Source organism: Halosolutus amylolyticus (genome assembly GCF_023566055.1).
GTDB classification, from domain to species: Archaea; Halobacteriota; Halobacteria; order Halobacteriales; family Natrialbaceae; genus Halosolutus; species Halosolutus amylolyticus.
Genome location: NZ_JALIQP010000002.1, coordinates 844,128 through 865,453, shown reverse-complemented (window position 1 = coordinate 865,453; position 21,326 = coordinate 844,128). Strand labels below are relative to the sequence as shown.

General features: G+C 68.6%; 20 protein-coding genes and 1 pseudogene. 8 read left to right on the top strand and 13 right to left on the bottom strand.

Translation table 11 applies throughout. The annotated features are described in order from the left end of the window. Positions 1–43 precede the first annotated feature (43 nt). Positions 44–2,818: a DNA mismatch repair protein MutS gene (gene mutS, locus MUN73_RS10665; RefSeq protein WP_250140449.1), complete on the bottom strand. Its 2,775-nt coding sequence runs from the start codon at positions 2,816–2,818 to the stop codon at positions 44–46. A 163-nt stretch (positions 2,819–2,981) separates the two neighbouring features. On the opposite strand from mutS, the gene MUN73_RS10660 reads away from it, so the two are divergent. After that, positions 2,982–3,731: a universal stress protein gene (locus MUN73_RS10660; RefSeq protein WP_250140448.1), complete on the top strand. Its 750-nt coding sequence runs from the start codon at positions 2,982–2,984 to the stop codon at positions 3,729–3,731. 18 nt (positions 3,732–3,749) lie between these two features. Here MUN73_RS10660 and MUN73_RS10655 read toward each other — a convergent pair whose 3' ends face one another. The 6 genes and pseudogenes from MUN73_RS10655 to thiD all read right to left on the bottom strand — a co-directional run. Then, positions 3,750–4,508 (bottom strand): universal stress protein, encoded by a 759-nt coding sequence (locus tag MUN73_RS10655; RefSeq protein ID WP_250140447.1) that lies wholly within the window; start codon positions 4,506–4,508, stop codon positions 3,750–3,752. Next, on the bottom strand, positions 4,505–5,929 hold the full coding sequence (locus MUN73_RS10650) for an APC family permease (protein ID WP_250140446.1): 1,425 nt from the start codon (positions 5,927–5,929) through the stop codon (positions 4,505–4,507). The genes MUN73_RS10655 and MUN73_RS10650 overlap by 4 nt, the downstream gene beginning before the upstream one ends. A gap of 131 nt (positions 5,930–6,060) precedes the next feature. Next, positions 6,061–7,221 carry a LolA family protein gene (locus MUN73_RS10645; protein ID WP_250140445.1) on the bottom strand — a complete coding sequence of 387 codons (1,161 nt, stop codon included), beginning with the start codon at positions 7,219–7,221 and terminating at the stop codon, positions 6,061–6,063. Between the two features lie 88 nt (positions 7,222–7,309). After that, positions 7,310–7,639 carry a tRNA-binding protein gene (locus MUN73_RS10640; protein WP_250140444.1) on the bottom strand — a complete coding sequence of 110 codons (330 nt, stop codon included), beginning with the start codon at positions 7,637–7,639 and terminating at the stop codon, positions 7,310–7,312. A 49-nt stretch (positions 7,640–7,688) separates the two neighbouring features. Continuing rightward, positions 7,689–8,660 carry an LLM class flavin-dependent oxidoreductase gene (locus MUN73_RS10635; RefSeq protein ID WP_250140443.1) on the bottom strand — a complete coding sequence of 324 codons (972 nt, stop codon included), beginning with the start codon at positions 8,658–8,660 and terminating at the stop codon, positions 7,689–7,691. Between the two features lie 17 nt (positions 8,661–8,677). Further along, a pseudogene (gene thiD, locus MUN73_RS10630) lies at positions 8,678–9,469 on the bottom strand (bifunctional hydroxymethylpyrimidine kinase/phosphomethylpyrimidine kinase); the annotation flags it as partial. Between the two features lie 133 nt (positions 9,470–9,602). On the opposite strand from thiD, the gene MUN73_RS10625 reads away from it, so the two are divergent. Continuing rightward, positions 9,603–10,493: an MBL fold metallo-hydrolase gene (locus MUN73_RS10625; protein WP_250140442.1), complete on the top strand. Its 891-nt coding sequence runs from the start codon at positions 9,603–9,605 to the stop codon at positions 10,491–10,493. 26 nt (positions 10,494–10,519) lie between these two features. Here MUN73_RS10625 and MUN73_RS10620 read toward each other — a convergent pair whose 3' ends face one another. Together MUN73_RS10620 and MUN73_RS10615 are read right to left on the bottom strand one after the other, a co-directional pair. Then, positions 10,520–11,554, bottom strand: coding sequence for an AIR synthase family protein (locus tag MUN73_RS10620; RefSeq protein WP_250140441.1), 1,035 nt, complete (start codon positions 11,552–11,554; stop codon positions 10,520–10,522). Positions 11,555–11,657: 103 nt separating this feature from the next. Then, positions 11,658–12,170, bottom strand: a complete 513-nt coding sequence (locus tag MUN73_RS10615; RefSeq protein ID WP_250140440.1) for a GNAT family N-acetyltransferase — start codon at positions 12,168–12,170, stop codon at positions 11,658–11,660. Positions 12,171–12,317: 147 nt separating this feature from the next. Here MUN73_RS10615 and MUN73_RS10610 point away from each other — a divergent pair, with 147 nt between their 5' ends. From MUN73_RS10610 to MUN73_RS10600, 3 genes are all read left to right on the top strand, one after another. Further along, positions 12,318–13,187 (top strand): dihydrodipicolinate synthase family protein, encoded by an 870-nt coding sequence (locus MUN73_RS10610; protein ID WP_250140439.1) that lies wholly within the window; start codon positions 12,318–12,320, stop codon positions 13,185–13,187. Between the two features lie 186 nt (positions 13,188–13,373). Beyond that, positions 13,374–14,471 (top strand): putative sulfate/molybdate transporter, encoded by a 1,098-nt coding sequence (locus MUN73_RS10605; RefSeq protein WP_250140438.1) that lies wholly within the window; start codon positions 13,374–13,376, stop codon positions 14,469–14,471. Positions 14,472–14,638: 167 nt separating this feature from the next. Further along, complete coding sequence (locus tag MUN73_RS10600; RefSeq protein ID WP_250140437.1) at positions 14,639–15,112, top strand: DUF7384 family protein; 474 nt, start codon at positions 14,639–14,641, stop codon at positions 15,110–15,112. 9 nt (positions 15,113–15,121) lie between these two features. Here MUN73_RS10600 and arsM read toward each other — a convergent pair whose 3' ends face one another. From arsM to MUN73_RS10585, 3 genes are all read right to left on the bottom strand, one after another. Continuing rightward, positions 15,122–15,937 (bottom strand): arsenite methyltransferase, encoded by an 816-nt coding sequence (gene arsM / locus MUN73_RS10595; protein ID WP_250140436.1) that lies wholly within the window; start codon positions 15,935–15,937, stop codon positions 15,122–15,124. A gap of 45 nt (positions 15,938–15,982) precedes the next feature. Then, a complete protein-coding gene (locus MUN73_RS10590; protein ID WP_250140435.1) occupies positions 15,983–16,372 on the bottom strand; it encodes an ArsR/SmtB family transcription factor in 390 nt (129 codons plus the stop codon). A 180-nt stretch (positions 16,373–16,552) separates the two neighbouring features. Next, positions 16,553–17,245: a non-canonical purine NTP pyrophosphatase gene (locus MUN73_RS10585; RefSeq protein WP_250140434.1), complete on the bottom strand. Its 693-nt coding sequence runs from the start codon at positions 17,243–17,245 to the stop codon at positions 16,553–16,555. A 112-nt stretch (positions 17,246–17,357) separates the two neighbouring features. Between MUN73_RS10585 and MUN73_RS10580 the strand changes: the two genes are divergently transcribed. After that, the gene (locus MUN73_RS10580) at positions 17,358–17,615 is read left to right on the top strand and encodes a DUF7861 family protein (RefSeq protein ID WP_250140433.1); all 258 of its coding nucleotides are present in this window, start codon (positions 17,358–17,360) and stop codon (positions 17,613–17,615) included. Positions 17,616–17,696: 81 nt separating this feature from the next. On the opposite strand, the gene MUN73_RS10575 is transcribed toward MUN73_RS10580, so the two are convergent. Beyond that, complete coding sequence (locus tag MUN73_RS10575) at positions 17,697–18,347, bottom strand: helix-turn-helix domain-containing protein (protein ID WP_250140432.1); 651 nt, start codon at positions 18,345–18,347, stop codon at positions 17,697–17,699. Between the two features lie 83 nt (positions 18,348–18,430). On the opposite strand from MUN73_RS10575, the gene MUN73_RS10570 reads away from it, so the two are divergent. Both MUN73_RS10570 and MUN73_RS10565 read left to right on the top strand, forming a co-directional pair. Further along, positions 18,431–20,092, top strand: a complete 1,662-nt coding sequence (locus tag MUN73_RS10570; RefSeq protein WP_250140431.1) for an NADH-quinone oxidoreductase subunit D — start codon at positions 18,431–18,433, stop codon at positions 20,090–20,092. Between the two features lie 87 nt (positions 20,093–20,179). Next, complete coding sequence (locus tag MUN73_RS10565) at positions 20,180–21,259, top strand: Gfo/Idh/MocA family protein (protein WP_250140430.1); 1,080 nt, start codon at positions 20,180–20,182, stop codon at positions 21,257–21,259. The last annotated feature ends 67 nt before the right edge of the window (positions 21,260–21,326 follow it).

Below are 21,326 nucleotides of genomic sequence, written 5' to 3'. Positions count from 1 at the left end.
GCGGGACAACGCGCGTCTTCGAGACGGCGATCGGGAGTCCCCGTCAGTCCTCCAGGTGCTCTTGCCACTCCTGGACTTTCGCGATCAGCTCGACCGGCGGCGTCGTGTTGACGTCGATCGACTCGATGTCCTCGAGCACGGCCGCAGTTTCGGGGTCGATCGCGTCACCGGGTTCGTCGGCGGGTCGCTCGCTTCCGGAAGACCGACGGTCTTCCGCCGATCGCCTCGTTTCACTCGGCTCACCGCCGTCGGCGTTGGCCGGCCCGCGGAACTGGCCGCTCGAGACGTCGAACACCGTCTGGACGGGTTCGTTCGAACCGCCGCCCTTGGCCTCGATCGCCTTCTCCTCGCGCAGTCGATCGAGCACGTCCCGGGCGCGGTCGACGACGGGGTCGGGGACGCCCGCGAGATCGGCGACGTGGATCCCGTAGGAGCGATCGGTCGGGCCGTCCCGGACGGTTCGCAGGAAGGTGACGTCGCCGTCGCGTTCGTCCGCCGCGACGTGGACGTTCGCGACGCGGGGGAGTTTCTCCGCCAGTCCGGTCAACTCGTGGTAGTGCGTGGCAAAGAGCGTCTTCGCCTGCACTTCGTTGTGCAGGTACTCCGTCGCGGCCCAGGCGATCGAGATGCCGTCGTAGGTCGCGGTCCCGCGGCCGACTTCGTCGAGAATCACGAGCGAGTCTTCGGTCGCGGCGTGGAGGATGTTCGAGAGTTCGCTCATCTCGACCATGAACGTCGATCGGCCCTGCGCGAGTTCGTCCAGCGCGCCGACGCGGGTGAAGATGCCGTCGACCAGCCCGATCTCGGCGTCTTTCGCGGGGACGAAACTGCCGATCTGGGCCAGCAGAACGATCGCAGCGACCTGGCGCATGTAAGTCGACTTCCCGGACATGTTGGGCCCCGTTACGACCAGGAAGCCGCGGTCCTGGTCTGTGCGCCCGCTGGCACGTTCTCGGCTGGCGGCCGTAGCCGCCGGCCCCAGGCGCACGTCGTTCGGGACGAACTCCGTCGTCTGCTCGACGACCGGGTGGCGCCCCTGTTCGATTTCGAGCCGATCGCCCCGGTGCAGGTCGGGTTCGACCCAGTGGTTCTCGGCCGCGTGGGTCGCGAGGCTCGCGAGCACGTCGATCGTCGCGAGCGTCCGTCCGACGTCCTGCAGGAGTTCGGCGCGATCGGCGACCGTCTCGCGGAGCTCCTCGAAGAGGTCGTACTCGAGGTCGCCGCGGCGCTCCTCCAGGCGGAGGATCTCCCGCTCTTTGTCCTCGAGTTCGTCGGTCGTGAACCGCTTCGAGTTCTTCAGCGTCTTGATCTCCTCGTAGTGGTCCGGGACGCCGTCCGCGGCGGACTTGCCCACCTGGATGTAGTAACCGTCGGTCTTGTTCCGATCGACGGTCACGTGCGAGAGGCCGTGCTGGCGCTTCTCGCGTTCGGCGAGGCCGTCGAGCCACTCCCGGACGTCCTCGTGGCGCTCGATCACCGCGTCGAGATCGTCGTCGTACCCCCGCTGGAAGAGTTCGCCCTGGGTCACCGTCGACGGCGGATCGTCGACGATCGCCTCCTCGATCGTCGCCCGCAACTCGTCGGCGACCTCCCGGTCGGGCTGATCGACGATTTCCGAGAGCGGCGAGTCGGCCAGCCCCGGCGTCGACGCGATGATCTCGGCGATCGCGGGGAGTACGGCCAGCGTCTCGCCGACCGACTGCAGGTCCCGCGCGTCGGCGCTCCCGTGGGTGGCCTTCGAGGCCAGCCGTTCGAGGTCGGCGGCCGCGCCGAGGGTCTCCTGCAGTTCGTCGCGGGCCAGTGCCGCCGACGAGAGTGCCGCCACCGACGCCTGGCGCCGTTCGAGGGTCTCGAGCGAGCGGCGGGGCCGACAGAGCCACTCCTTCAGGAGCCGCCGCCCCGCGCTGGTCTCGGTGTGGTCGATCGTCGCGAACAGCGAGCCGTCGCTGTCACCCTGCATGGTCTCGGTCAGTTCGAGGTTGCGCTGTGTCGTCGCGTCCAGCGTCACGTGATCGTCGCCGTGGTGGCCCTGGATGCGCGTCATCGAGGCCAGCACCCCCGCGCCGGTCTCCTCGACGTAGGAAAGGATCGCGCCGGCGGCCGCGATCGTCGCCTCGCCGACGGACAGCCGATCGACGGTCTCGCGGCCGAACTGCTCGCGGGTCGCGTGGGCGGCCCGCTTGGGTGCGAAGGCCTCCGTCTCGTGGAGCGTCAGCGTCGCGTCGACCCGTTCGCGGATCTCGGTGAGGAGGTCGTCGGCCGATCGGACCGCGGGACCCGGTAGCACTTCGACGGGATCGAACCGGTACAGTTCCGTCAGCGCCGCGTCGGCGTCGTCGGCCTCGGCGACGAGGAAGCGCCCGGTCGTCACGTCCGCGAACGCGAGGCCGTAGCCAGCCTCGTCCGATCGACCACGGCCGCGGCCGTTCGACGACAGGCGCTCGGCGTCGACGACGGCCGCGAGGTACTGGGCGTCGGTGTCGGTCGTCTCCAGCAGCGTGCCGGGCGTGACGACGCGGACGATCTCGCGTGCGTGGCCGCTCTCGGTCTCGTACTGGTCGGCGACGGCCACCCGGTAGCCGCGTTCGACGAGCGCCTTGAGGTACGGCGTGAGGTCGTCGATCGGCACGCCCGCCATCGGGTACGAGGATCCGTGCGAGGACTTCTGCGAGACTTTCAGGTCCAGTTCGTCGGCGACGATCTCGGCGTCCTCCGCGAAGAACTCGTAGAAGTCGCCACACTGCATCGCCAGCACGTCGGCGTCGGTCCCCTCTTTGAGGGAGAGAAACTCGCCGACGATTCCCGTCGCCTCGGTCATGGTCGGTGACTGGCGGGCCACGACAAAAACCCTGCGGGATCCGCGGTGAAAGTGATCGGCCCGGGACGGTCTTCGTTTACGTGACAGCGGCTGTGACACTCTTCGACGCGGTCGTACGGGGATCTATTACCCTCGCCGTCGTACGTCCTTCGACCCGCCTACAATGGCTCGCCCCCGTGACCACCGTGTGCTCGTCCCGATCGACGTCCTGGGCGGCGAAAGCGTACCCCAGACGGTCGTCGACGCGTTCGCGTCGGTTCCGGTCGTCCTGCTCGGCTACCGGGAGATTCCGGACCAGACCGGGACGGACCAGGCACGCGAGCAGTACGAGGACCGTGCCCGCGCCGAACTCGACGAACTCGTGACCGTCTTCGAAGACGCCGGCTGTCTCGACGTCACGTCCCGACTCGTCTTCACCCACGATCGCCTCAAGACGTTCGAACGCGTCGCCGTCGAGGCCGAGTGCGACGCGGTCTTGCTTCTCAATCCCGCACCAGTGCTCGAATCGGTGCTCGTCGCCGTCCGCGGCGACGTCAACCTGGAGTACATCGCCCGATTCCTCGGGGCACTGGTGGACGGCACCGACCTCACGGTGACGTACTTTCACGTCGTCTCCGACGAAGCCGATCGGGACCGTGGCACCGATCTCCTCGACGATGCGGTCGACGCGCTCGCCGATACCGGCGTCGACCGCGGCCGGATCGACACCTCGCTCGTCGTCGACGGCTCGCCGACCGGGGAGATCCTCGACGCCGCGGCCGACCACGACCTGCTCGTCGTCGGCGAGAGCCGTCCCTCTATCCGTCGGTTCATCTTCCGCGATCGGGCGGAGACGCTGGCCAGGGACACGGTCGATCCAGTGCTCGTGATCCGCGGAGAGTACCTCGAGCAGGACGACGGAGCGGACGGGTGATCGGAGCCGCGAGGTCGGTCACGATTCGCCGTCGCGTGCCGGCCGATCGGGCGCGGCCTCGGACGGCCGATCGGCGGTCTCCTCGGCGCCCTCTTCCTGCCGTCGAACGACGAGCACCGGGCCGACGGAGCCGGCGGCGACGCGGTCGGCTTCCTCGCCGAAGACGAGCGATCGGAGTGACGGGGCCCGTTCGCCCATCACGACGGCGTCGTGGTCGGCCGCGGCGTCGATGAGCGCCTCGAACGGTGGTTCGTCGATCGCGAGGTCGGTCCGGACGTCGATCCCGCGATCGGCAAGCGGCGTCGCGGCCATCTCGAGGAGTTCCCGACCGCCCTCCTCGTCGTCGGTCGCGAGGAAGAGCGTCGCACCGATCTCTCGGTCGCCGACCAGGTCCGCGACGAACGAGACGATCCGCTCGACGGCGACGTCCCCCGTCAGCGCCACGAGGAGTCGGTCTACGGGACCGGTCGCGCCCGTAATCGCGTAGACGTCCGCTCCCGTCTCCGCGGCGACCCGATCGATCGTCTGTTCCCGATCGTGGGTGAACACGAGGCGATAGTCGGCGGTCCCGTCGTCCGCCCCGACTTCCGTCGCGAGGTCCTCGAGGGCGTCGATGGCGCGCTCCTCGTACTGTACTCGGGCCTGGTCCGGCGGCGTCTGCTCGGGCAGGACGTGGTAGCCCAGCACGGTCACGTTCATCGGCTCGAGCAGCGACGCTAGCCCGGCCGAGATCGATTCACCCTCCAGTATCGCCAGTGGAACGAGTATCCGTGTCATAGTGCCCCCTTCAGGTCGACGTCCCGGGCGTAGTAGGCGTACCACCCGGCGGTCGCGATCACGATTCCGATCCCGACGTACCGCGACGCGGGTTGCATGAACGCGATCAGCGCGAAGCTGGCGATCGCGCCGAGGGCCGGCACGACGGGGTAGCCGGGCACCCGAAAGTCGGGATCGTACCACTCCGGCTCGTCCCGGCGCAGCGCGATCAACGCGACGCAGATCAGCCCGTACATGAGCAGGTGCAGGAACGAGGCGACCTCCGCGAGCAACTCGACGCGCCCGGTCGCAGTCAGCACGAGGATCGGGCCCCCGGCCATCCCCAGCGCGACGTGCGGGGTGCCATAGCGGAGGTTGATCCGGCTCGCGCCCCGCGGCAACAGGGCGTCCCGCGAGACGGCGTAGATGGCGCGCGACGTGCTGAGGACCGACGCGTTGGCGCTGGACATCGTCGCGAGCAACCCGCCGAAGACGATCGCGAACGCCCCGATCGAACCGAGGTAGTGGCGTCCGACCTCGACCATCGCCGTCTCGCCGAACCCGGCGAGCGTCTCGCTCCCGAACGCGCTCGTCGCGACGAAGATCGTGACCACGTAGAGGACGCCGACGACGAGCACGGAGCCGACCATCGCCAGCGGCAGGTTCCGGCCGGGCTCTTTCATCTCCCCCGCGACGGTCGCCACCTGCGCGAAGCCGAGGTACGAGGTGAACACGAGCGCGGCCGTCGTGACCACGGGCAGCGCACCGAGGGGCGCGAACTGCTCCGGCGCTGCCGACTCGCCGATCAGCCCGATCGCGTCGAGCCCGCCGTACCCGAGGAACGCGATCAGGATCGACAGCAACAGCGCGACGATCCCGTTCTGGAGTTTCGCCGCGTTCTCCGTCCCCGTGACGTTCAGGACGGTAAAGCCCGCACCGAACAGGACCGCGATCGGGATGACCAGTCGATCGCCGACCGCGATCCCGAGTTCGGCGAGCGTGTCGACGGCGTAGTAGCCGAAGCCGACGAGGTAGAAGGCCGTCGCGAACACCAGTCCGAACCACAGCGAGAGGCCGACGACGGTCCCGGCGAGCGTCCCCAGGCCCCGGGAGATGTAGTAGTAGCCGCCCCCGCTTCTCGGCATCGCCGTCGCGAGTTCGGAGGTCGGCAACGCGACCAGCAGGGCGACGACCGCGCCGATCGCGAACGAACCGGCCGCGGCCGGACCCGCGTTGCCCGCCGCCAGCCCGGGGAAGACGAAGATCCCCGCCCCGATCATCGTCCCGATTCCGATCGCGAGTCCGCCCGAGAGGCCGAGCGTCCGTTCCAGTTCCGACTCGTCAGTGATCGTCGCCTCGTCCGTCTCGACGGTCGATTCGACGAGGGGCGTATCGCCGTCGATGTTCGTCCCCTCGTCCCGCACTGCCGACTCGCCGCTCATACGTTGACTCTCTCGCACCGCCAGTTAGGTCTACCGCGTCTTTCCACGGGGGTCGATCGACCGTCGGTCCCCGGACACCAGTCGATCGCTCCCCGGATCCCGATCGCCACCGCGCGGCCGGCCGGTCGCGGTCAGTCGCAGTCGATCGTTTCCGCGATTTCGACGACCGGTTCGGCGACGTCCGGGCTCGAGACCTCGTAACTCAGGCCGCCGCAGTTCCAGAAGACGCTCTCGACACGGCCGTCGCGATAGAACCCCTCGTGATCGTTGACCTCGACGCGTTCGAGGACGTCCTCGTTGAACCGTGGCTCGTCCCGGACGCTCACGTAGATCTCCCGTTCGGGCCACTCCGGGTCGAGATACCACAGCGTCGTCGTCGTGCGCGCGTCCGTCTCGACCACCGTGACCCGATCGAGTTCGTACGGCTCGGGGAGGTCGGGGTCGGGGAGGTCGTACGGGGCGACGGTCTCGGCGGTCGCTGGCGAGTCGTAGATTCCTTCCGGCTCGAGTCCGGTCACCGAGACGTCGGCGTCGGCCGGCGGATCGTACGTGAACACCTCGTCGTCGAGGTCCCCGTCGATCGTTACCTCCTCGAAGGCGGCGGTCAGGCTGTGGAGTTCGGTCTCCCCGGTCGTAACCACGTTCCGTTCCTTGATCGGGTACCGCTCCTCCTCGGTGATGTAGATCGTCCGGATCACCTCGGCGTCGTCGAGTTCCTCCTGTGGTACCTCCTCCAGCGGGATGACGTATCTCGTATCCCCGACGAGGATGTCGATCGATCGCTCGACGTCGGCGTCCGCGGGCGGCGCGACCTCGATCACGTGGGTCTCTCGTCCGGCGACGGTGTCGGTTCCCTCGTACGTGAGACAGCACTCCTCGAGGACGTCCTCGAGGACGAGTCGCACCCGATCGGCGAACACCCGGTGTGGATGGTGGCGTTTGATGGCTTCGTTCTCGGTCGGGTCGTACTCCCACGTGATCGGTCGGGTCGTCACCGTGACCGTTCCCGGCGAGACTACGGCGTTCGTCGCGTCCAGCACTTCGAGGCGCTGGTTCGCCGGCGGTCGCTCGTAGATGCGTTCGGTCCGCTTCATCTCGCCGCCGTCGGTCTCGGCGGACTCGGCGGTGACGGTCCGGCGGCCGGCGATCGAGTCGACGCCCTTGCGCGTCTCGATCGCGTCGCGAATCACGTCTTCGGGGTCCGGATTTGAGTCGACGCTCCGCTCGACCGTGGTCGAACAGCCGGCGAGCGATACTATCGCACCGACCGCGAGCAGCCGTCGGCGGTTCATGGCGGGTGATATTCACGATCACTCATAAGTTAGTTGTTTTTAGGGCCGACCCGTCTACAGGTTGTCCGTACCGCAGCGATTGCGCGGTTCAGAACAGGAGGCCGCCGAGCGGCACGTCCGCCTCGGGTTCGACGAGGACCGGATACTCGTCTTCGTCGGGGACGCCGACGGTCAGCGCCTCGGATTTGAAGCCGGCGATCCGGACCGAGCCGAGGGACGTCGCGCACAGCACCTGTCGACCCTCGAGGTCCGCGGGGTCGTAGTGGTGATCCAGCTGGGCGGCGGACTGGATCTCGCCGTGTTCGTCGCCCAGGTCGATCCAGAGCTTCGTCATCTTCGGCTTGTTCGCCTCCGGGAACGACTCGGCCTCGAGCACTTCGCCCACGCGGATCTCGACGTCGAACGGATTCTCGACCATGTTCCTCGGTATCGAGTACGACGGGAAAGATCGTTCGGGTGGCGGCGAGTTACTCGAGCAGTTCGTCGGCCAGCAGCGACAGGCTCTCGTCGCCCTCGGCCGTCGCACCGGGGATCGCGAGCATGAACGTCTCGATCCCGACATCGACGTACTCGCCGAGCCGATCGCGCACTTCCGCCGGCGTCCCCGTCGGCGCCGATTCGACGTAGCCCGAGAGGAAGAATTCGCGGGGTTCGGTCGGTTCGCCGGGCAGGTACTCGGCCCTGAACCGCTCCCGTTTCTCCGCGGCCGCGTCGGTCGTCTCGCCGACGAAGACGAACAGTTCGGCGGACTTGTCGATTTCTTCGAACCGCTTCGCGTCGCAGTAGCCGCCCAGTACGTCGAGTTTCTCCGCGAATCCCTCGGGGTCGAGGGTGCCGTAGTTCCAGCCGTCGGCCAGTTCGGCGGTGTACCGGAGGGTGAACTCCTCCCCGCCGCCGCCCACCCAGATCGGCGGGTGCGGGTCCTGCACCGGTCGGGGCTCGCAGAACGCGTCCACGAGGTCGACGTCGAGGTACTCGCCCTCGTGGCTGTACGTCTCGTTCGTCCACAGTCCCCGCAGGATCTCGATCGTCTCGGCGAGGCGCCGGATGCGCTTCGCCGGGGGGTCCCGGAACTCGTACCCGAAGCGCTCGTACTCGTCGGCGTACCACCCCGCGCCGAGACCGAGGTCGAGTCGCCCGTCGCTGACGCGATCGACCGTCGTCGCCATCTTGGCCAGCAGCGCGGGCTGTCGGTACGACTGGCTGGTGACCAGCGTGCCGACGCGGACCCGATCGGTCGCCTCGGCGATCGCGGCGAGGGTCGTCCAGCACTCGTGTGCGCCGCGACGGGGGTCGCCGATCCACGACTGGAAGTGGTCCTCGAGCCACACCGCGTCGTAGCCGAGCGACTCCGCCTCGATCGCGACGTCGCGGACCGTTCCGATATCGGTGCCGTACTGGGGGAGAATAACGCCGACGTCGGCGTCGATTCCGCTCATTCGTCCGCTGCCTCCGTCACGGAGTGGTTGACCGTGCCGGGGCCCCGGCCGACGTCGTAGTGGTGCTCGATCGCCCGCGCGAGGAAGTCTGTCGCGCCTTCGACAGCGGGTTCGAGGTCCTCTCCGCGGGCCAGACGAGACGCGATCGCGGCCGCGAGCGTACACCCGGAGCCGTGGGTCGCGTCGGTGTCGACGCGCTCGTGTTCGAACGTCGTCGCGCCCTCGGCCGTCACGAGCACGTCTCGGACGGTGTCGCCGGGGACGTGCCCGCCCTTGACGAGCGCGGCGTCGGCACCCATTTCGCGGAGCGCCTCGCCCGCCTCGCGCGCGCTCGATCGGTCCTCGACCGCGACGTCGGTCAGGACCGCGGCCTCGTCGGCGTTTGGGGTGACGATCGCCGCCTCGGCGAACAGGTCCTCGTAGGCCCGTTCGGCGTCCGGTTCGAGGAGTCGATCGCCCGACGTCGCGACCATCACGGGGTCGACTACCAGCGGGAAGTCGAACTCGGCCGCGTAGTCGGCCACCGTCTCGACGATTTCGGTCGTCGCGAGCATGCCGGTCTTGGCCGCGCCGACGGCGAAGTCGTCCGTGACCGCATCGATCTGCGCCGCGACCTCCTCGACCGGCAGGACGAACGAGGACTCGACACCGCGCGTGTGCTGGGCCGTGACGGCGGTGATCGCCGACGTACCGAAGACCCCGTGGATCGCCATCGTCGCGAGGTCGGCCTGGATCCCGGCCCCGCCGCCGGAGTCGCTGCCGGCGATCGTCAGCGCCACAGGACGCGATTCGGGTACTGGCGTCTTCATGAGTGGATGTATTCCTCCGTTATACAAAGCGGTGATGGTCCGATCGCGGACCGCCGCCGTCGCTCGGACCGGAACCCCCGACCGCGTCGATCGCCGCAGTAGGTTCAAGTCGCCGTAGTGCGATCGTCCCGCCGTGACCGATCGTGACCCCGTCATCGAACGCGTCCCCGGGACCGACGACGTCTACCAGGTGGACGGCCGCATGTTCCACCAGGCCGGTCAGCTCGCCGTCTACGTACTCGACACGCCGGAGCCGGCGGTGATCGACACCGGGACGGCAGACACTACGCCGGCCGAAGTGCTCGCCGCGCTGGACGACCTCGGCATCGATAGTGAGGACGTCGCGCACCTCGTCCCGACGCACGTCCACCTCGATCACGCGGGCGGAACGGGCGAACTGGCGGCCGCGTGTCCGAACGCGACGGTCCACTGCCACGAGCGAGGGATCGACTTCCTCACCGACCCGGACCTGCTCGAGACGCTGAAACGCGGCGTCGAGAAGGCTATCGGCATGCCCGAACCCTACGGCGACCCGGACCTCGTCCCCGCCGATCGGGCCCGGCCGCTCGGCGACGGCGACGCGATCGACCTCGGCGATCGATCGCTCTCGGTCCACGACGCACCAGGGCATGCGCCGCACCAGGCCGCGTTCTTCGACGGGACGACGGGGGTGCTGTTCACCGCCGATGCGGCGGGTATGCTGTTCGACGGGGCGGTCTACCCGACGACGCAACCGCCCAGTTTCGACCTCGAGGACGCCGTCGCGACCGTCGAGCGACTGCAGGGCCTCGACCCCGCGGTCAACTGCTACCCGCATTTCGGGGTCGCCACCGCCGCGATGGCTCGCCTCGAGACCTACGAGCGTATGCTCCCGGAGTGGGTCGCGGCAGTCGAGGGGGCCGCCGACGCCGTCGACGATCCGGACGACCCGATCGCGATTGCCAACGAACTCCGATCGGAGTGGGGCAGTGTGGGGCTCGAGGGCGACGTGGCGGGCGTGTTGCAGTACCTGGAAGAGTCGTAACGTCGGCGTACCCGGAGCGGAGACTGTTACTCGCGCGCGAGTTCGGCGTAAGCCGCCCACGACGGGTCGACGCTCGGGTGTTCGAGCGGGTCGCCGTCGACGAGCACCTTGCCGTCGGCGTCCGCGTCTCGATCGGCGGCCCCGATCGACTCGACCCGTCCGATCTCGGCGGCGACCGTCCCTCGTTCCTCGAGCGCGGCGAGCACGTCGTCCACGCCGCCGGGATCGACCGCGATCAGGAGCGATCCGCAACTCGTGGCCGCCCAGGGGTCCATCTCGAGGTGGTCGCACACCTCGCGGACGCCGGGGCGCATCGGTACCGCCTCGCGATCGATCGCGAACCGGGCCCTGGCACCGTCGGCCATCTCGTTGAGTGCGCCGGCGAGGCCGCCCTCGGTGACGTCGTGCATGGCCGTCACGGGACCGGCCGCCGCCGTAAGGGCGTCGCGGACGGCGTAGACCTCGTCGAGCCGGTCCTGGGCGGCCGCGAGGTCGTCCGCGGGAAGGTCGATCTGGTCGGGAAAGAGCGTGCTCAGGAGGCCCACGGCCTCGACGGCCGCGCCGGTCGTCAGCACGAGTCGATCGCCGTCGCGGGCCCCGTCGGGGCGGACGATCGCGTCGTGGTCGCCGACGCCCATCGCGGTCGCCGCGCCGACCCACGGGTACGACGGGTCCGAGTACCGGGCGGTGTGTCCCGTGACGATCGACACGCCGAGGTCGGTACACTCGGCGTCGATCGTCTCCCAGATCGTCGCGAACTCCGCGTCGGTCATCGTCTCGGGGAGGGTAAAACAGATCGAGAGATGCGAGGGGGCCACGCCGCTGACGGCCACGTCGGCGAGGATCAGGTCCAGCGCGAACCGGGCCGCCCGCTCGAACCCGAGCGGGGGCAGGATCGACACCGGATCGGTCGCGGTCACCAGCGCCCGCCCGCCGATATCGAGGACGCCGAAGTCGACGCCGTGGCTGGGACCGAGGGCGACGTCGTTGCGATCCGCGCCGAGGTTCGGCGCGACGTGGCGATCGAAGAAGGCCCGATCGATCTTGCCGAGGTCGCTCACGGACGACGGTTCCGACCGGACGGGCTTAGCCGTGCTGATGTTCACCGACGGCGATGGGTCGCCGAGCGGCCTTGGAACCCCGTCGCCCCGGCGAGCGCCTCGATCACAACTCGAGCGTGTAGATCACGGTCGGGTACGCTTCACCCGCGATTTCGAAGTCGGCCGATCCAGTCCGTTCGAACCCGCGAGCGCGGTAGAACCGGTGGCCGACGTCGTTCCCGTCCAGCATCTCGAGTTTCACGCGTTCGATGGTTTCGGGAAGCCGATCGAGGCCGCGCTCGAGGAGTGCCGTCCCGAGTCCCTCGCCCCAGTAGGCGGGTTCGACGTAGATCTCCTTGAGTCCGGCCTCGTTCTCGCCGACGAACGGTTTGGTCTCCGTCCATCGGAAATAGCTGTATCCGCGGACGTCTCCGTCGGCTTCTGCTACGAAGATGCCGTCCCGATCGGTGCGTAACGCCGCGGCCAGTTCCCGAACCTGTTCGTCCGGCGGGTCGGGATCCCGGCCCACGAGCACCTCGTCGGGGAGCAATTCCTCGTAGGCCTCTTGCCACGCCAGCACGTTGACTCGGCAGATCGCGCGCGCGTCCTGTTCCCCGTCGAAGGGGCGGAGTTCCATACCCGCACGTCATGGCAATCGGCCAATAGCTTTCCGGTGGTGTGACACGCGTTCGAACGGGGGCGGATTGCGGACGACGCGGACCAGATCGTTCGTGTCGGCTTCGAATCGGACGGCCCTTTACCGTCGACCGCCGTAGCGTCGGCCATGCACGGAACTGGAGTGCCGATCGCCACACCGTTCGACGACGACGGATCGATCGATGACGACGCGCTGACCGATCTGGTCGGCTGGCTCGAGGACGCCGGGATCGACTTCCTCGTCCCCTGTGGCTCGACGGGCGAAGCGCCGCTACTGACGCCCGACGAGCGCGTGCGGGTCGTCGAGACCGTCGCCGCGGCGACCGAACTCCCGGTGGTCGCGGGGACGGGTCACGAGGGGTTCGAACCGACGCTCGAGACGACCGAGCGCGCCGCGGGTGCGGGGGCCGACGCGGCGCTCGTCGTCACGCCGTCGTACTACGGCTCGGACGACGAGGAACTGGCCGCCTACTACCGCGACCTGGCCGACGCCTCGCCGATCCCGATCTACCTCTACAGCGTCCCCAAGTTCACCGATCACGCCCTCTCGCCGGACGCAGCGGCGGCGCTCGCGTCCCACGACAACGTCGCTGGCATCAAAGACTCCAGCGGGAGCCTCGAATCGCTCCAGCGACTCGTCCGCCTGACCCGGGGCGAGGAGTTCTCGGTCCTGGTCGGGAGCGGTAGCGTCTACGCGGCCGGCCTCGCGGCCGGTGCCGACGGCGGCGTGCTCGCCGTGGCGAACGTCGCACCCGAAGTCGCGAGTGCGATCTACCGCGCCGACCGCGACGATCGGCCCGCGGCGGCACGATCGCACAATGCCGACCTGGTCGAACTCAACCGGGCCGTCACGTCCCGCTACGGCGTGCCCGGCGTGAAGGCAGTGCTCGCGCTCCGCGATCGGCCCGTCGGCACCCCGCGGCGGCCGCTTCGCCCGCTCGAGGACGACGCCGTCGCCGACCTCGAATCGATCCTCGAGGAGACGATCGACGGGTAGCCGGTTGCGGGCCCCTGAATCCTTCTCGCAGAGGCGATCGGGGGGTGGCCGGTCGCCGGTCCCGAACCGATCGCTCGATTCGCTCTCGATCGCCCCCGTAACCGATTTCAGTTGTTCCTCTACAAAACGAAATCGATACCAGTTTCTGAAAACGGTGAAGGGCGCCCCGCCCATAGCGGAGGATAGATGGCCTACTCGTCCCGTCTGCCGTCCGATACCGAGTTCGAACTCTCGACGTCGGAACTGACGGGTGCGCTAGGTGATTCGGTTACGGTCCTTCCGCTGCTGGTGGCGCTCGCCGCGACGACGTCCGTCTCGCTCCCGCACGTCCTCGTCGGCTTCGGCGTCTTCCAGATCGTCTGGGGGCTCTACTACGGACTGCCGCTCTCGGTCGAGCCCATGAAGGCGCTGGTCGGGCTGGCGATCGTCGGCTCGCTCTCGTACCCCGAACTGGCCGCCGCGGGCCTGCTGGCGGGCGGCGTCCTGCTCGCGAGCGGCCGCCTCGGCCTCGTCGATCGGCTCCAGCGGATCGTCGGCGAACCCGTGGTCCGCGGCGTCCAGTTCGCCGTCGCCCTGCTGTTGCTCGAGGCGGCGATCGGCCTCTCGGTGGGGAACGTGCCGGTCGCGGCGGCGGGACTGGCGATCGTCGCGATGCTCGCAGTCGCGGGCTACCGCCAGTCGAGCGTGCTGGTCGTCCTCGGATTCGGGGGCGTCGCCGCGGTCGCGACGGCCGGCGTTCCGACGCCGACGCTCCCGCAGGCGACGCTCTTCCCCGCGGGGACGCCGACGTTCAGCGGGGCCGCCATCGAGGGCACCGTCGCCCAGCTCGGGATGACGATCGGCAACGCCGCGATCGCGACGGCGCTGCTCTGTGGCGACCTCTACGGCCGGGACGTCTCGAGCGACGATCTCTCGACGAGCATGGGCGTCACCTGCCTCGCCGCGATCCCGATCGGTGGCGTCCCGATGTGCCACGGGAGCGGCGGCCTCGCGGGCAAGTACGCCTTCGGCGCGCGAACCGGCGGCGCGAACGTCATCCTCGGGGCGGGCTACCTCGCGCTCGCGCTGATCGCGGGCGGAGCGCTCCTCGCGGCGTTCCCCCTCGCACTGCTCGGGGTCCTGCTCGTCGTCGTCGCGCTCGAACTCGGCCGCGCGGCCCTCGATCCCGTCAGCGGCGTGCGATCGCTGGCGATCGTGACCGGCGTCGGCTTCCTCGGCGTCGCCGTCAACGTCGGCGTCGCGTTCGTTCTCGGCGCGGCGGTGTTCCGGCTGCTCGATCGATAAACGGCTCAATCGGTGTGTGCGGGGCGAGACGTGCGTTCTTTTCACCCTGCACGTTCAACCGACACCGATGACCGCGCGCTGGAGCGACCTGTTCGATCGGAGCCGCGAGTACGACGTCGACCTCGATGCCGTCCGCGAGACGTACGCCGACCAGGAGGCTGAGAGCGATGAGTGAGGGGCCGAACCCCGCCCGCGTCGTGGCCGGTGCGGACGTGCTCGCGGCCGACCTGCTCGTCGGGGGCGCGGCCCGCGAGGCGCTCGATCACGTTCGCCGTCACTCCTGGATCGACCTCGTCGCGAGCGACGCGCTCCTCGATCGAACCGAACGCCTCGTGGCGTCGCTGGCCGATCCCGACCTCGCGGCCGACCACCGGGACCGGCTCGCGGCCGATCGAACCGCGGTCGAGCATCCACCGGAGGACCACCCCGCGCTGGCGTCGGCCTACCAGAGTCAGGCCGCACACCTGCTCTCCTACGACGAACGCCTCCGGTCGGCGAAGGCCGGCCTGACCCTCCAGCCCCGCGTCTCCGTCAGCGTCCGGCCGCCGGACGCGTTCGCCCAGCTATTCGATCCCGAGAGTCTCTACGAGGCCGTCGAGGAGGGCGCGTATCCGGGCCCCGATCGGGACCCGCGGGCCTGATCGGCACCCTCACTCGTCGGGTTTTCGCGCTTCGATCCGCGCGGAGACGATCGGCAGGTCGTCGGTCCACTCGCCCTCGATCGTGAGCGAGACGTCGACGAAGCCCGCGTCGTCGAGCCAGCGTTCCATCTCGTCGACGGTCGCCGCGCCGCCCACGCAGGCGGCGACGGCCTCGGGATCCTCCCGAACTTTGTCGGGAAGCGGTTCCGTCGCGACGAGATCCGAAATCGCGAGCCGGCCGCCGGGTCGAAGCACCCGGAACGCCTCCGCGAGTACCCGCGGCTTCTCGGGCGAGAGATTGACGACGCAGTTCGAGATGATCGTGTCGACTCTCTCGTCCGCGACCGGGAGGTGCTCGATCTCGCCGAGTCGGAACTCGACGTTCTCGAGGTCGCTCTCGCGGGCGTTCGTCCGCGCTGTCTCGATCATCTCAGGCGTCATGTCGACGCCGATCGCGCGTCCCTCGGGACCGACCTCCCGGGCCGCGAGGAAGCAGTCGAACCCGCCGCCGGAGCCGAGATCGAGTACCGACTCGCCGGCCTCGAGGTTCGAGATCGCGACGGGGTTTCCACAGCCCAGTCCGAGGTTCGCGTCGTCGGGTGCGTCCGCGAGGTCGGCCGCGTCGTAGCCGATCGAGCGGGCCCGGTCGGCGGCCGTCCCGTCGGCCTCGGTGCCGATTTCGTCCGTGCCACAGCAGTCGTCACCCGTGCCGCAGCAGTCGCCGCCGGTGTTCGCGATCGACCCGTACTCCTCGCGGACGGTCGATCGGCGGGTCGTCGGATCGGTCTCGGTCGGTTCGTGGTCTGTCAGTGTGTCGTCTGTCATCGTGGGAGTGTCCGTGTGTCGTTCCTCGTCGGTACAGGGTCGCCGTCAGTCGTCGCTCGGGACGTCGACGGCTGCAGCGACGTCGAGCAACTCGAAGACCGCGGTGTCGGCGATCCGGTAGTACGTCCAGCGCCCCTTCTTTCGGCTCTTGACCAGGCCGGCGTCGCGAAGCGTCCGGAGGTGCGTCGCCACCGTCGACTGCGGCGCGTCGAGGACGACCTGCAACTCGCAGACGCAGCGCTCGCCGTCGCGGAGGGCCTCGAGGATCCGAACCCGGTGTTCGTTCGCCAGCGCGCCGTAGACGCTGGTCTGCGTCTCGACTCGCTCCGCGTCCGATCGCAACCCTTCGAGGTCTGCGACGGGATCCTCGACGTCGTCGCGCAGTTGCTCGACCGTGCAACAGGCGTCCGCGAGGTGGTCACCGTCCGACGCCATATCGTGTTTTCCCGATCTGTGTTTTCGACGTCGTACAGCTATTCGTCATCTTGTGTCTCCACACTCCATATCGGGCTACCTCGATATAAGCCTAGGGTTGCAGGAAGCCTCCTCGTGCTGATCTATTCGCTGGACAGAATTGGCGGGGTTACCGGAACGGGGGATCGGAAAAGTTCGATATCACTCGTGGCGATCGGCGTACCACTCCACGAACTCGGCCAGCGCCCGGCCGCGGTGTGAGATCGCGTTCTTCTCCGCGGTGCTCATCTCGGCCATCGTCTGGCCGTTGTACTCGAAGATCGGATCGTAGCCGAACCCGCCCTCGCCGCGTGGCGGAACGAGCGTGCCGGCGACCGTTCCTGCGAACGTCTCGACGCCGACTGCCTGCGGGTCGTCTTCCATCTCGCTCGAGTTCCGTGGCACCTCGCTTTTCGAGTTCCGTGGCACCTCGCTTTTCGAGGTCCGTGGCACCTCGCTTTTCGAGGTCCGTGGCACCTCGCTTTTCGAGGTCCGTGGCACCTCGCTCCCGGCGTACGCCAGCACCGTCCGGAATCGCGCGCGGCGGTTCTCCTCCCCTTCCGCCAGTCGCCAGAGCCGATCGACCCCGACCGTGTCTTCGACGTACGCCGAGTACGGCCCCGGAAAGCCCCCGAGCGCGTCGACGAACAGGCCCGCGTCGTCGACGAGGACCGGGTCCTCGCCGCCGAGCGCCTCGAACGCCTCGCGTGCGCCGTGGGCCGCGATGTCCGCGAGCGAGTCGCTCTGGATCTCGGTGTAGTCGAACGCGACCTGTTCGACGTCGTCGATCCCGTCGAGATACTCGCGCGCTTCCTCGACCTTGCCCTCGTTCCCCGTGACGAATCGGATGGTCATGTACGAGTGGGCGGCCGGCGGTGGCAAAATCCCGTCGGTTGGCTCCCGGCGCTCCCGGCACCGATCGTCGGGCGACGAGCGCAAGTTCGTGCCCCGCCAACCGTGAGTCAGGATGCCCGCGAGTCACGATCGGATCCACGCGAGACGACCCACCCACGACATCGAGCGGTGGTCGATCGGCACGATCGAACGCATCGACGAGCGGGACGGCCACTGCGTGGTCGCCGTCCGGACCGAGGCCGGAGAGACGATCGACCTCGTCGTCACGGTCGCGGTCCGGGACCTGGTCCTGCGCAGACTGGACATCGACCCGGACGAGTCCCCGATCGGCGAGCAGGTCTGGTACCGCAAACACGGCGGCCGGGCGTAGGGCCGGCGATCGGACGCACGGACAGCGGTCGAACGGAGATGACGATCGGACGACTGCTGTCGGATCGATTCTGGCTCGCGTTTACAACTCGAGTTCGTCCATCACCGTCGCCGCCGCCTTCCGGAGGTGTTCGGCGGCCGTCCCCGGTGCGCAGTCCAGTTCCGCTGCCACGTCCTCGACGCTCGCCGATCGCGGCACGTCGAAGTAGCCGAGGTCGCGACCGACGCGGAGGGCCTCGCGCTGTCGGGCGGTCAGCGCCCCGGTGACGGCGTCGCTACCGTCGTACTCGCCGACCCCGTCGACGGTCGGTTCGATCCCGTCGGGGATCTGCGCCAGCGCCCGTTTGAGGTCCTCGGGTTCGCCGACGACCGAAAAGCGGACCGACCAGTCCGATCGGTACTCGAGCGGCGGGAGCGGAACGAGACTCCCTCCGGAGAACGTCTCGATCAACTGGTTGCCGACGTCGTCGGGGACGTCGCGGACGTAGACCGAGAACGAGCGGTCGCCCGTCCGGGTGAGATCGTACGATTCGACGCCGCCGAACTCCGAGAGCGCCGTCTCGTAGACATCGGGATCGCCTACGACGTGGAAGATGAACGCGTGTTCGTCGGCACCCGAGAAGTTCCCGTGGACCATCCGATAGTCCTCGAAGGCGTCGTGATCCGCGACGAACCGGTGCATCGGATGGACCGTCTCGGCGTCATGCTGGAGGGTGAGCCGGACGGTCTTCATGGCCGTACGGTTCAGGAGGCTAATATAAATAGCCTAGCCCGTGGCGCAGTAGCGACTCGCCCGTCCTGTCCCAAACAGGGGGTATGGCCGCACACTCGTCACTCGAGGAGTCGCCCGAGGGATCGGGAACCGATCGTCTCCTCCCGGACGTGGTCTCCGAGTACGCGATCGATCGCGACGACCACCTGAACGCGCCCGGGGTCGTCGTCCGACCGGACGACGTACAGTCGGCGCTGACCGCGCTCCGGGACGAGGCCGGGTTCGACCACTGCGCCTGCGTCACGGCCCAGCAGTACCCCGATCGGTTCGAGACGATCTACCACCTGCGATCCTACGCCGACCCGACCCGCGAGGCGAGCGTCGTCGTCCCGACGCCGATTGACGACCCGGTGGGCGAGTCGGCCGCGTCGGTGTATCCGACGGCCAACTGGCACGAGCGGGAGGCCTACGACCTCGTCGGCATCGAGTACGAGGACCACCCCGACCTGCGGCGAATCCTGTTGCCCGAGACGTGGCAGGGCCACCCCCTCTCGCTCGACTACGATCAAGATCAGCCACAGGTCGTCACGCTGTCCGAGCACGCGAACCCGATCGCCGGCGACGAGCGCGACCCCGAGTCGGACACGATGTTTCTCAACATCGGCCCGCACCACCCCTCGACCCACGGCGTCCTCCACGTCGAGACCGTCCTCGACGGGGAGACCGTCGTCGACGTCGACCCGGACATCGGCTACATCCACCGCTGTGAGGAGCAACTGTGCCAGCAGGGAACGTACCGTCACCAGATCATGCCCTACCCCGATCGCTGGGACTGGGTGTCGTCGGGCCTGCTGAACGAGTGGGCCTACGCCCGCGCCGCCGAAGACCTGGCCGACATCGAGGTCCCCGAGTACGCACAGATCGTCCGGACGATGGGCGCGGAACTCTCCCGGATGGCCGCCCACTTCATCGCGCTCGGCACCTACGCGCTCGACGTCGTCGGGGAGTTCACCGCGACCTTCCAGTACGCCATGCGCGATCGGGAACTCGTGCTCGATATTCTGGAGGATCTGACCGGCCAGCGGATGATGTTCAACTACTTCCGGCTGGGTGGGGTCGCGTGGGACCTGCCTAAACCCCGCGAGGAGTTCCTCGCCGGGGTCAGGGACGTCCTCGACGGCCTCCCCGCGAAGATCGACGAGTACCACGATCTGCTCGTCACAAACGAGGTGTTCCAGCACCGGTGCGTCGACACCGGCGTCCTCGATCCGGAGACGGCCAGACAGTACGGCTGTACCGGGCCGGTCGCTCGCGGCTCCGGGATCGACTACGACCTCCGGCGCGATGACCCCTACGGCTACTACCCGAACCTCGACTGGGACGTCGTCACCGAACCGGACGGCGACAACTACTCGCGGGTACTCGTCCGAATGGGGGAGGTCGAGGAGTCCGCCAAGATCGTCCGGCAGTGTCTCGACCTGCTTGCGGACTGGCCCGAGGACGAGCGGGAGATCCAGGCCAACGTCCCCAGAACGCTCAAACCCGACCCAGACGCCGAGATCTATCGTGCAGTCGAGGGTGCCAAGGGCGAACTCGGGATCTACATCCGATCGGACGGGACCGACACGCCCGCCCGGTTCAAGATCCGCAGTCCCTGTTTCTCGAACCTCTCGGTCCTCCCCGAGATCGTCCGCGGGGAGTACGTCGCCGACCTGATCGCGGCGATCGGGAGCCTGGACTGCATCATGGGCGAAGTCGATCGGTAGCGATCGGCGGGGCCACGATCGTCGTCGGTGCCGAGGAGTCGCCGCCACGCATACTTCTTTCACCGACGAGAGACATTTACTCGACATATGAGTAATGCAGACGATCGCGTCCGTCTGGGCGTCGTCGGACTCGGGTTCATGGGACAGACACACGCCGCCAACGCCGAGGCGTTCGGCCACGACGTCGTCGCCGGTGCCGACCTCGTCGCCGAGACGCGCACGGAGTTCGCGGAGACGTACGACGCGCGGACCTACGAGGAGTTCGCGGAGATGTACGACGGCGAAAATCTGGACGCCGTCGCGGTCTCGACCCCGAACACGTACCACGAGGGGGCGGTCGTCGCGGCGCTCGATCGCGGTTACGACGTCTTCTGCGAGAAACCCCTCGCGGACGACCTCGCGAGCGCCGAACGGATCGCCGACGCGGCAGCGGAGGCCGAGGGCTTCTGCGCGGTGAACTTCCACAACCGCGTCGCGACGGCCCCGGCGGTGTTCACCGACTACCGGGACGACGGCTACTTCGGCGAGGTCACCCACGTCGACGCGAACTACGTCCGACGGCGGGGCATCCCCGGCGTCGGGTCGTGGTTCACCAGCGAGGACCTGGCCGGTGGCGGTGCCGTCGTCGACATCGGGGTCCACGCGATCGACTTCGCGCTCTATCTCATGGGCTATCCCGACGTCGAGGAGGTCTTCGCCGTCACCCGGACCGAGTTCGGCCGGCGCGAGGACTACGTCGATCCCGGCGACTGGTACGACGAGACCGAGGACGCGGTGTTCGACGTCGAGGACTCGGCGACGGCGATGATCCGCTGTGCGGACGATCGGACCGTCTCGCTCGAGGTCACCTGGGCCGCAAACCAGGCCGAGACGAACGACTTCGTCGTCCGCGGCACCGAGGCCGGCGCCGAACTGGAACTCGGCGGCGAGGCCCTCACCCTGTATCGAAGCGGCACGCAGGGGACGGACCACAACCTCGACGCGACGCTGACCGAGGGATCGATCGACCACACCGGCTGGGAGGGCAGCGACAGGCGGTTCCTCGAGGCCGTCGCCGCAGGGTCTCCCCACGGACTCGGCACCGTCGATCAGGCGCTGACCGTCCAGCGCGTGATGGACGCCATCTACCGCTCGGCCGAGCGAGGAACGTCGGTCTCGATCGACTGACCGGCGTCCGTCGGGCAGAGCGCGTGTCCCCAACCGGCTAGCTTTTACTCACCGCCGGTCCAGCATC

Excerpts from the sequence above, each read along its gene's own strand:
- mutS (WP_250140449.1), bottom strand. The coding sequence starts at position 2,818 with ATGACCGAGGCGACGGGAATCGTCGGCGAGTTTCTCTCCCTCAAAGAG.
- MUN73_RS10660 (WP_250140448.1), top strand. The coding sequence starts at position 2,982 with ATGGCTCGCCCCCGTGACCACCGTGTGCTCGTCCCGATCGACGTCCTG.
- MUN73_RS10655 (WP_250140447.1), bottom strand. The coding sequence starts at position 4,508 with ATGACACGGATACTCGTTCCACTGGCGATACTGGAGGGTGAATCGATC.
- MUN73_RS10650 (WP_250140446.1), bottom strand. The coding sequence starts at position 5,929 with ATGAGCGGCGAGTCGGCAGTGCGGGACGAGGGGACGAACATCGACGGC.
- MUN73_RS10645 (WP_250140445.1), bottom strand. The coding sequence starts at position 7,221 with ATGAACCGCCGACGGCTGCTCGCGGTCGGTGCGATAGTATCGCTCGCC.
- MUN73_RS10640 (WP_250140444.1), bottom strand. The coding sequence starts at position 7,639 with ATGGTCGAGAATCCGTTCGACGTCGAGATCCGCGTGGGCGAAGTGCTC.
- MUN73_RS10635 (WP_250140443.1), bottom strand. The coding sequence starts at position 8,660 with ATGAGCGGAATCGACGCCGACGTCGGCGTTATTCTCCCCCAGTACGGC.
- MUN73_RS10615 (WP_250140440.1), bottom strand. The coding sequence starts at position 12,170 with ATGGAACTCCGCCCCTTCGACGGGGAACAGGACGCGCGCGCGATCTGC.
- MUN73_RS10610 (WP_250140439.1), top strand. The coding sequence starts at position 12,318 with ATGCACGGAACTGGAGTGCCGATCGCCACACCGTTCGACGACGACGGA.
- MUN73_RS10605 (WP_250140438.1), top strand. The coding sequence starts at position 13,374 with ATGGCCTACTCGTCCCGTCTGCCGTCCGATACCGAGTTCGAACTCTCG.
- MUN73_RS10600 (WP_250140437.1), top strand. The coding sequence starts at position 14,639 with ATGAGTGAGGGGCCGAACCCCGCCCGCGTCGTGGCCGGTGCGGACGTG.
- arsM (WP_250140436.1), bottom strand. The coding sequence starts at position 15,937 with ATGACAGACGACACACTGACAGACCACGAACCGACCGAGACCGATCCG.
- MUN73_RS10590 (WP_250140435.1), bottom strand. The coding sequence starts at position 16,372 with ATGGCGTCGGACGGTGACCACCTCGCGGACGCCTGTTGCACGGTCGAG.
- MUN73_RS10585 (WP_250140434.1), bottom strand. The coding sequence starts at position 17,245 with ATGACCATCCGATTCGTCACGGGGAACGAGGGCAAGGTCGAGGAAGCG.
- MUN73_RS10580 (WP_250140433.1), top strand. The coding sequence starts at position 17,358 with ATGCCCGCGAGTCACGATCGGATCCACGCGAGACGACCCACCCACGAC.
- MUN73_RS10575 (WP_250140432.1), bottom strand. The coding sequence starts at position 18,347 with ATGAAGACCGTCCGGCTCACCCTCCAGCATGACGCCGAGACGGTCCAT.
- MUN73_RS10570 (WP_250140431.1), top strand. The coding sequence starts at position 18,431 with ATGGCCGCACACTCGTCACTCGAGGAGTCGCCCGAGGGATCGGGAACC.
- MUN73_RS10565 (WP_250140430.1), top strand. The coding sequence starts at position 20,180 with ATGAGTAATGCAGACGATCGCGTCCGTCTGGGCGTCGTCGGACTCGGG.